General features: G+C 39.2%; 6 protein-coding genes and 3 pseudogenes. 5 read left to right on the top strand and 4 right to left on the bottom strand.

Features of this window, described 5'->3' with window-relative positions; genetic code table 11:
- Nucleotides 1-55 precede the first annotated feature (55 nt).
- Nucleotides 56-325 (bottom strand): hypothetical protein, encoded by a 270-nt coding sequence (locus C8R34_RS15500; RefSeq protein ID WP_110342119.1) that lies wholly within the window; start codon nt 323-325, stop codon nt 56-58.
- A gap of 174 nt (nt 326-499) precedes the next feature.
- On the opposite strand from C8R34_RS15500, the gene C8R34_RS15495 reads away from it, so the two are divergent.
- The 4 genes from C8R34_RS15495 (at nt 500) to C8R34_RS15475 (ending at nt 5,034) form a co-directional block, all read left to right on the top strand.
- Entirely contained in the window at nt 500-1,246 is a 747-nt protein-coding gene (locus C8R34_RS15495; RefSeq protein ID WP_110342117.1) for a hypothetical protein, read from the top strand.
- A gap of 481 nt (nt 1,247-1,727) precedes the next feature.
- Complete coding sequence (gene cas1 / locus C8R34_RS15485) at nt 1,728-2,750, top strand: CRISPR-associated endonuclease Cas1 (RefSeq protein ID WP_110342113.1); 1,023 nt, start codon at nt 1,728-1,730, stop codon at nt 2,748-2,750.
- A gap of 461 nt (nt 2,751-3,211) precedes the next feature.
- Nucleotides 3,212-4,153 carry a hypothetical protein gene (locus C8R34_RS15480; protein ID WP_110342111.1) on the top strand — a complete coding sequence of 314 codons (942 nt, stop codon included), beginning with the start codon at nt 3,212-3,214 and terminating at the stop codon, nt 4,151-4,153.
- 17 nt (nt 4,154-4,170) lie between these two features.
- Entirely contained in the window at nt 4,171-5,034 is an 864-nt protein-coding gene (locus C8R34_RS15475) for a TauD/TfdA family dioxygenase (protein WP_165872595.1), read from the top strand.
- A 335-nt stretch (nt 5,035-5,369) separates the two neighbouring features.
- Here the strand turns inward: C8R34_RS15475 and C8R34_RS17190 are convergent.
- From C8R34_RS17190 to C8R34_RS15455, 3 genes and pseudogenes are all read right to left on the bottom strand, one after another.
- Nucleotides 5,370-5,844 (bottom strand): annotated as a pseudogene (locus tag C8R34_RS17190) (IS3 family transposase); the annotation flags it as partial.
- Between the two features lie 110 nt (nt 5,845-5,954).
- Nucleotides 5,955-6,184, bottom strand: a pseudogene (locus C8R34_RS17465) (IS110 family transposase); the annotation flags it as partial.
- Between the two features lie 166 nt (nt 6,185-6,350).
- Nucleotides 6,351-7,481 (bottom strand): glycoside hydrolase, encoded by a 1,131-nt coding sequence (locus C8R34_RS15455; protein WP_110342121.1) that lies wholly within the window; start codon nt 7,479-7,481, stop codon nt 6,351-6,353.
- An 814-nt stretch (nt 7,482-8,295) separates the two neighbouring features.
- Here C8R34_RS15455 and C8R34_RS15450 point away from each other — a divergent pair.
- Nucleotides 8,296-9,291: pseudogene (locus C8R34_RS15450) on the top strand (transposase); the annotation flags it as partial.
- Nucleotides 9,292-9,628: the final 337 nt, after the last annotated feature.

The following is a 9,628-nucleotide window of genomic DNA, read 5'->3' as shown; positions in this document are numbered from 1 at the left end:
TCCACTTATCCACAGTAGCGTAGTATCCTGCGCTCTGTTTCCCCCTGGTCATTTTTCAACCGTAATGGGTGGTCAATTTTAAACCGGTATCAACAAATGTTGATAATTTAGGTAAAAATGGCTTCAAAGCATTAACTACCAGTGCTGAAGCTTCTTTTTGCCTAGGATGACCATAAGCCTGAGACCGTGTTAATCCTTTCGCTTTCCCAGATTGAAGACGTTTCCGATACGATGAGGTAAGTTGTCCGAATAATTTACGCGGACGTCCTGGTTTTTTGTTCTTGGTGATTGTCTTCTTTGTTCGATCATTCTTACTGGTATGCATGATTGTAAATTCCTTTAAATAATAATTGACGGCGAGAATATACAGCAGCTGTGACTGATATACTGTAATGATATTTATAAATTAACTATTAATAAATCTTTATATTTCAATAACTTACATTCATGCAAACAAATATTCATTGAGTTAGATTATGCACGATTGTAAAATACCAAAATGAGTGAATTAACCACTTCTGAGTTACTAGCAACACTTCATAAATCAGGTATGGATGTTTCACACGATCAATTGAAATACTGGCGGCGAAACGACCTATTGCCTGAGCCAGTCATTCGAGGTAAAGGGCGAGGCATGGGAGTTGAGCAGTTCTGGGATAAAGTGTGCGTTGAAAATGTGCGTCTGATACTGGATAGCAATAAGGGAAAGCGTATTAACTTATTGAATGCCGGACGATATCTCTTCGCTCGCAATAAACCGATAGGTGAATCATTGTTGCGTAGATATTTATTGGAACTTGCGCTTGAGTTGCAAGAAGCAGAAAAGCAGCGGGAGAAATTAGCGGATGATAATCCTGTGCTTATTGAATTAATTCGATTCTTAACCCCCGAGAAAGTCAGAGAAGCAATCACTAAAACAGAAGTAAACCAAATGTTGAAACTCTACGACAGCATAAACAAATTTGATACGCCTCTCGGGGCTCAAGTAGCGTGGATTTCTAACTGTCATCCAGTTTTTGATGTGCTGGTTGAAACGGAATTTCCAGATCTCACTGGAAAAACGTCTTTATCCAATGAAGCCCTACATAGGCGTCAGCGCTCAACTTTGGCCTGGATTGTATTAATTCATTATTCTGGAGACAGTTTATATAAATTAGCACAATCTGCCATACAGCAATTGATCTCAAAGAGCATGTCCAGTCTGTTCATACAACCCATTGTTTGGCCGAAAACTTTGGAGGAATAAGTGTGGCAAATAAACAATTACCGATAGAGAAAGTTCGAGAATTGCTTCGTTTAAAATTCGAAGAAAAATTACCACATCGAATCATTGGACGGACTTTGGGAATTGGGCATGTATCAGTGTGTTATCTCTCAAAGAAGTTTGTCGCTGGGGGACAAACCTGGCCCACTCAATTAAACAATGACGAACTTAAGCTATTATTCTATAGAAAAAAACTTCCTTTCGTCCAGTCCGCGCATTACCCAACTTTGATGAAGTAAGGCTTCTATTAGAGAATGGAGGATCATTACGCAAAGCATGGCGAGCATATCTTTTACAGCATCCGGATGGATATGGTTGCGATCGATTCCGAGAAATTTATCATCTGTGGCGCGATAATCGCCTTGATACAACCCCTCAGTTACAGGTTGTTCCTCAGATCACTGTACCGCTTAAATCTAAGCTTCTGCTAAAGAAACAAAAAGAAAACCAAGAAGAATCCAATATGCCAGAAAGTATAGGCGAGGCATTAAGAAACGCAGAAGGCTATTGGCATAATCAAATTAACGAAAACACAGTATTAACTTTGGCGGGACATGGTGCTCGTCTTACAGTGGAGCGAAATGAGCTGGTAATTTATCCGGGTACATCGGCATCGACAGTAAAAGATAAGGCAAAAAAACTTGCTCGAGGAGTGCATGGGATAAAAGCCATTGTTATCATCGGTTACGCAGGATATATCACTTTAGACGCTATCGAGTGGCTCGCACAACAAAATATAGCTCTATATACATTGGATTTAGTTGGAGATCTTTGTTTGAATTTAGTCCCTGCGATTCCTTCTCATCGACCTTTTCAAAGACGGGCACAATATACCGCTAATGCCTTTTTAATCGCTCGCAGCATTGTCATCGAAAAACTTAACGAAGCTTCACGAGTAAAACCAGAATTAACACTCCTTTATCGGCGAATTTTAAACGACATTTCCCAAATGAATAGTTTGGAAATGCTTCGTTTGGCTGAAGGACGAGCCGCTCAATTGTATTGGAATCAGTGGAATTTTGAATTAGAGCACTATAAAGATTTGCCTGAGCATTGGCTGCAATATTCCAATCGAACCTCTCCACTTACTGGATCTGGACGAAAAGCTGTTCATCCTGTTAATGCGATGTTGAACTATGGTTACACAATACTTGCTGGACGCATCGAGCGTGCCTTAGTATTTGAGGGCTATGATCCAGCAGCCGGAGCATTGCATGTACATTTGGATGGGCGAGCAAGCTTGGCATGGGATTTGATCGAATTGTTGCGTCCAACCGTAGATGAGCAATTAATTGGTTGGATTCAAACGCAGAAATGGAGAAAACGAGATTTTGAGGTGAATGATGAAGGTACGGTTTATCTTAGACAGCAGCTTGCGCGAGTTGTGGTTCAGAAGAGCTGGATTCCTGATGCTAAGATTAAGCAGGTTATTCGCTGGTATGCGGGGCTGTTGATGGGAAGGGAAAATAAAATGGAGCTGCGATAATAGCAAAACATTCAAGATTTTAAATCAATAAGTTTGATCTATATTAATCATTAACATAGAACATTATTATTTGAAATAAAAGACTTAATTGAATTTCTCAAATGAGAGCTGGTAGTCCATTTTATTTCAATTTTATAATTGCTTTTATTGTAGCGAATTGGAAGGAATTAATTCATCTGGATCAGAAACTCAATAACGTCACTCTTGCTCATAGCGGTGTATCCTCTTTGATTGGCAACAACTAATCAACCAGATACATGCTATTCTTCAATCACCTAAACTCTAGATTCTATTAGAATGAATTAACCTGCAATTAGGTGCTCGTTTAATCTCTACGGGTTCAATTCCCAGCCCCTTGGGGCGAAAGCTGGTTGAAAACCAGCAGATTGAAGAGCGCAGGTAATACCCCGCTGCTTGCGGCGGGGTGCTTTATTATAAATTTGCTAAATAAGGGAATTTAAATGTTCAATAAAAAGAAATCTCCAGAGGGAAATACTTTATTAATTAGTGTGAGAGCGGGTCTGTTTATTTTACTTATAGCAAATATTTTTATTATCGGTTCACTTTGGTTTTTAGATAAAAATCCTAGTCAATATTACTATATTGTGGGTTTTTTTCTAAACACACTTTCAGCTATTACTATAGCTACAGTTCTCGCTTTTCTTTTAAAAAAAGATAACCCTTTAGAACCTTTCACTGAGCATGTGAACGAAAACAGCAAGTGTATAAATTCTATGCTAGAAGAATTAAAAGATATTAATTCTAGAAATAAAATTTTTATGCCTAATATGCATAATGATGAATTTAAGGTGTTTATTCATGAAATTTATCTCGTCAATAAATTAATTGAACAAAAAGATGTGACTAGAATCGCCCCTAAATCATATATAGGAAATATGAAAACTGATAGAACTTATTATGATTCTTCATATCACATTTTCCCGCTAACCTATCTTTCTTTAGATGGTTATTATCAAAAGGGAGCAGTGGGAGGGAAATGGTTTGATTTCGAGTTTCAATATATTAAAGATAATCAAAGCAAAAAAGATAACATAAAACGAATCTTAATTATTGATGATGAGATTCAAGACGACTTAAGTACGAAGGAGTTTATTGAAAGAGCCATAGCAAACAAATGCAATTGGAGATACATGAATAAATGCAATCTTGAAGAAAAGAATTTATTTCGTAATTTTGCTTTATTCTTTAATACAAAAGGTCAACCTGAAGTAGCATATTTTACTTATTTTGACCTTGATGATCTTAAAATTTTTACAAAGTCATCCTGGGCTGCTTATAAAACAAATAACTGTGCTTATAAATTGAAGCTTAAAGATGATTTTGAATCTCTTTGGAAGAAATGTATAGAAATCGAAAAATGGCATTCTCTTAATAATAACTAAATCGGATTCATATTATTTTGAGTAAAAAAGAAATTTTTATCATAGAAGAAGCTAGCTTACCAAGCTTACGATTAACAGATGAAGCAAACTATTTAGCTTCAGATTATTTGAATAAAGCTATAGATTCTGAACAGAAAGAAAAAACAAAGTCTTTTCTTTACAAATTTAGGCTTCAAATTCTTGATTATATAAAAAGCGAAGGGATTGTTGTTATCGAAAATTTTCCGTGTAATTCTGACTCTGAAAATGTTCTAAACAAAATAGGCTCAGTTATTGGTATTCCTATAAAATATGAGCATCAATATGCTTTAATAATGGACATCACTCCAGATATTAACAATGCCGGCGATCTTCCAGGATACAATTCTTCCGAAAGATTTGATTTACATACTGACTTATCCTTTGTTGAAAATCCACCTGACATAGTTTGCTTATACGTAGTTAGGCAAGATATTAATCACGATGCAGAAAGTTTGTTTTGCAATCCTGAAAAAATCCTATTCAGATTAGATAAATCTCTTTTAGAAGAACTACAACTAGCTAACTATCTTTTTAAGTCTCCAGAATATTTCCAAGGAATCATAGATATACGACATTCTGTTATTTCAAAATCGGAAGAAAAGTATCATGTGAGATTTCGAAAAGATATGATGCAGAGTTTAACTTGGAAATCATATTTAACTGCTGAATATTTTTGGAATGAAATACAAGAAAATGCTATCGAATATATGCCCAAGGAGAATTCATTGATTTTTATTAATAATAAAACTTCTATGCATGGAAGATCTAAATTTGAATCTTCGCATGATAGGAATAATGATAGATTACTAAAACGGCTTTATATAAATCTTGATATAAAACGTAGAGATAATGGTCTTTAAAGCTTTTAATTAATACTTAATCTCAGGTGCGCAATTACTGATTAGCATGTCATTGAGGAGGATCGTTTAATTCTTACAAAAAAATTAAACTTAAAAACAGATGGCTAGAGACTTTGATCACATCTTTGCAAAAGTATTGAATTTTTAAACTCTTAGATTCCCATTTTAAATTATTTGTTCTTCTCAGCAGTATCTAATTTTTTATCAAAGGTAGCAGCTTTCTAAGTTGTGACATTTTTTCCTGGCACATCCTACCCTGGGTATATCTACCCCCCCCCTGGTCATTTTTCAACCGTAATGGGTGGTCAATTTTAAACCGGTATCAACACCTGATACCGCTTGTTGGTGCTGGGCTTGCGGTAGATTGCGTGAATTCCATTCGCTTCATCAGCGTGGATACACGACGCCGGCCGAATAAACTTCCTTCACGTTTGAGCATTTTGGAGAGCGTTCTGGCCCCTGCAAAGGGATGGTTCAGATGCAATTCGTCTATCCGGCGCATCAGTGCAAGCACTTGTGCCGATAGCGGAGCCGATCGGTAGTATGCTGTTGAGCGCGCCTTCTAAAAAATCATTCTCCAACGAGCTGTCTAATCTTGGCGTGAAGTATCTTGAGATCAGGCGCGGCGGCCTTTGCTTTTGAATTACTCCCGAATACATCGATTGCAGATTCCTGTAACTGCTGCTTCCATTCCGAAATCTGATTCGGATGCACATCAAATTGTTCAGCTAACTCAGCTAGGGTCTTATCACCCTTGATCGCAGCTATTGCCACTTTGGCTTTGAATCCCGCTGCGTGATTCCTTCTCATACTCTCGCTCCTTTTCTTGCCGTCTATTACACGACTTGGGTTGAGCAAGATTAACACTTATCCGACTGTCCGAATTTGCGAAGCCATTTCTCTTGTGGATGGATCGAATGCCCTGAGGGTATCACAATACCAAATTCAGAGAGTAAACCGCGCATCTGATTTGCCTGCGCGGTTCTGGCTTTGATAAAGCCTTGATCAGGCAAGGATCTAGATTGGCAAAGAATCTTGCCATATCGCTACGGCGTAGCTGTTTACGCAGCACAGTCTTACCGCGCATATCCACTCCGTGAATCTGAAATACTTCTTTTACCAAATTAATGCCTATCGTTGTAATCTTCATGTCGGACGCTCCTCTCTATTTGGTGGGTTTTATTGCACCATTACTTTGGCACTTCGATGCCGTTTAGGGTAGTGGGCATCCAATGAGAGTTAATCTGAGGTAAAAGTAAAGGTTCATGCAGCTGGATGGTATGTGAACCTTTACCGGAATTAATCAGCCAGAAATTCTACTGGACGCAGGAAGGATAAACGCTGGGACAAGCCGATTTCAGTCCGCCGGCAGATGTTCTTGTTTGACTCTGCTGTTCCAATACCGATAATACTTTTGGGTAATAACCAAGAGATCGCACCCAGAAAATGTAATTGACTTTCAGATTGTCGCGTGCGTAATTGAGCAATTCAGCAATACTGGGTTGATAACCCGTTCCATCATGTCGGGTATCCATATAATTTGCTTTCTCCACTTGAACCACCAACGGTAAGGTTCCGGAAAGTTTGGGATAGTAGGTATAAACACCTGGGTTATCTCCTTGAAAGGTTAATCCTTTGTCATCAAGAAACACATCCGGACATCCCAACGCCGTTCCTGTTTGTTTGAAGGTATCTATATAGGTTTTGACAATCGGACGAGGGTAGTTGGTGTACTGGAAAGTCATGGTATTAGGGAAACTTGCGCGTAACTTTTTATTTAGACTCAGCAGGTTTTTGTAATGCTTATCTACTGTAGTGGTTGATAAACTTACTTGTCCCAAGGAGGTTTCTGTATAACCAATACCTTCAAAGTAAGGATTCGAGTTAAAGCGTTTCCCCAATTCACTAATTAACTTAGCTTTGCGATCGTGCACTGCGAGATTCCATAATTTAAGACCGTGTCCTGCAGTACCCCTGCCTGCACTAAAAGTATAGGTGCCTCCATCGTATGCTGCTGTTTTTATATAGTCTGGTGCGAGAGCTGCATTCGCTTTAGTAGTAGATGATTTTGTTTCCAGTAAAATGATAAGTCGTTTTTTTCGTGCAGTCAGTTCAGTAAGCAACTTATTGATACTGGAAAAATCATACACATCCTTTGATTTTTCCAGTTCTCCCCAGCCATAGCGCACTACTATTCCACGTAATGCTTGTGTTTGCGTGATCTCGTTATACACTTTCTTCATGTAGTCGGGGCTATACTTTCCCATACGCTCAAGTTCATAATAGTGACCAGGATGCCATTTTACTGCATCGGCCGCCGTAGCTGTTCCCCATGGAGCGAGAATCATGCTGATGGTAAATAATGATGCGATCATACCTCGCATTTGTTTAATCACAACGGCAAGATTGTTGCCGATCTTAGACTTCATGGTACTGATAGTTTTCATGTAAAAGATTCCTTTAAGATAAGTTTCATACATTTTATTTTTTGCGAGAAGCGATCAATGAATTGTCTTTTTGGAACGTAGATTTTCCATCTACAAGCAAGACTCTACTGATTGATTCGGCATGACGGAGTTAAAATCCTCTGTTAACTTATCTTCCAAGTAAGTTAAATGGAATAAACTCTTAGCAATATCCCGCCGAAGCAGTAGTATTAATTACTTCAAGAATTTTAAAACGACGAAAACAAAGGTGAAACTGTACTTTTTAAATACGAGTTTTAAGAAATTAAGCACTGATTAGATTATGATAATCGCCTGACATGACGATATTGTTACTGATAGATTACCGACTGCCACCACAATTATCGAATCAAGAATATAAATTCAATCTATTTGTCTGCTTTTTGCATTGGTTTTTTAGACTACACCAGCATCAGACGGATGCTCCGTCATCGTTTGAATCAGTATCAGTTGCCAACATTCTATCTGAGAATTTACTTGAGACTAATAAGCATAACAACCCCCTTTTTTGCTTGACACCATATAACTACATTGCATGCCACGATAGCCAGGATTGTGCGCTAGTATCGCAACAGCCATATTTTTCATTAAATGATAGTCAATCGTAATTGAAGCCATATTTTTGTGTAATTATTTCCCTTGAGCTCGAAACTATATGTGGGAAAAAGTCCCATGTCAATAGTTTGGTACAAGGTTTTTCTTAACTATACTAATAGAGACCTTTACACGGTCAGAGAGAGTTTAATCTGACCAGATGTTAGAATACGATTTTGAATCATTGGGTTGAGTAAATCTTATGAGTTTTTCGGAATACGATGTCAATCGCCGCACGCGCAAAGGGAATTTTCTAAGCCAAATAGGCCAACTGATAGACTGGAAGACGATAGAGCGAAAAATTGCACAGCATTATGCGCCTGAATCGGATGCAGCGGGTCGTCCAGCGTATTCTGGACTACTGTTATTCAAGATGCTGCTGGTAGGAATTTGGAACGATGGCCTAAGTGATGAATCGGTCGAAGACATGGCTAATTCGAATCTGCACGTGATGCGATTTCTGGGACTGAGCTTGGAAGATGATGTTCCTGACCATTCGGTGCTGTCGCGTTTCAGAACTCGGTTGACGGCTGCGGGCGCGTGGGATGGTTTATTAGCGCAAATTAATGCACAAATACAAGTGCACAACATTACCGTCAAGCAAGGTTGCCATGTTGACGCGAGCATTACGCACAGTGCGCGTAAACCGAAAAGCAAGCCTATTTATGAAGTAGTTAGCGACCGGGAAGAGCGCGATGATGAGGCGGATGCCGGTGCTGCCATGCGCGTCATTGACGTTGTCCAACCAGGCGTCGACACTGAGGCGCGCTGGATTAAGAAGGCAGGTCAAGCGTTGTTTGGTTATAAGCAACACACCATGGTGGATAGCGACGGATTAGTTATGGCGGTCATTACCACTGCAGCCAATTGCCATGACAGCAAACCACTGCTGAGCCTGTTGGGCAAAGTCGATATCCAGGCAGGTACTTGGATTCATGCTGACAAGGCGTATTGTAGTCAGAAGCACCGCGATGCTTTGAAAGCACTGGGCCTTAAAACGGCATTCAAGATAAAGCGATGAAGAACAAACCGTTATTGAAGCGGCAATTGCAACGCAATCGTTTGATTACAAAGGTTCGCTATGTGGTAGAACGTACCTTCGGCAGTCAGGCGCGCTGGTTTGGCAGCCAAGTACTACGATATCACGGGCTAGCGAAAGCCCATGCCTGGCATATCTTACAAGCGATGGCATACAACTTAAAAAGACTACCCAAACTCTTTGCCGATCGCCAATTGATCGCACAAACATAGGGATATTGCGTCCTCTTGACCGGAAATACCCGGGGTAGAGTGATTATCCCTGGCTCATTTGCGGGAAAATGACTAAAAATCACCCGATCAAGTAAAAATAAACGCGGAATTACATCGAAATAAAAATTCGCATGATTTTGCAAAAGTCTTTGGTTAAGTATGGCTGCGCAGCTCAATGAGCTGAAAAGGTGTTGACACCGATCGAAACTTGACACTAAAAGCCTAGTTGTACCGGTTGAAAACTGACCAGGTAATTCACGTATCTTGCCTAAATTTTAGGCGGG

This window comes from Nitrosomonas sp. Nm84, assembly GCF_003201565.1.
GTDB lineage: Bacteria > Pseudomonadota > Gammaproteobacteria > Burkholderiales > Nitrosomonadaceae > Nitrosomonas.
Note: the sequence above shows the minus strand (reverse complement) of the source record. Positions and strands in the feature narration are given on the sequence as shown.

Excerpts from the sequence above, each read along its gene's own strand:
- C8R34_RS15500 (WP_110342119.1), bottom strand. The coding sequence starts at position 325 with ATGCATACCAGTAAGAATGATCGAACAAAGAAGACAATCACCAAGAAC.
- C8R34_RS15495 (WP_110342117.1), top strand. The coding sequence starts at position 500 with ATGAGTGAATTAACCACTTCTGAGTTACTAGCAACACTTCATAAATCA.
- cas1 (WP_110342113.1), top strand. The coding sequence starts at position 1,728 with ATGCCAGAAAGTATAGGCGAGGCATTAAGAAACGCAGAAGGCTATTGG.
- C8R34_RS15480 (WP_110342111.1), top strand. The coding sequence starts at position 3,212 with ATGTTCAATAAAAAGAAATCTCCAGAGGGAAATACTTTATTAATTAGT.
- C8R34_RS15455 (WP_110342121.1), bottom strand. The coding sequence starts at position 7,481 with ATGAAAACTATCAGTACCATGAAGTCTAAGATCGGCAACAATCTTGCC.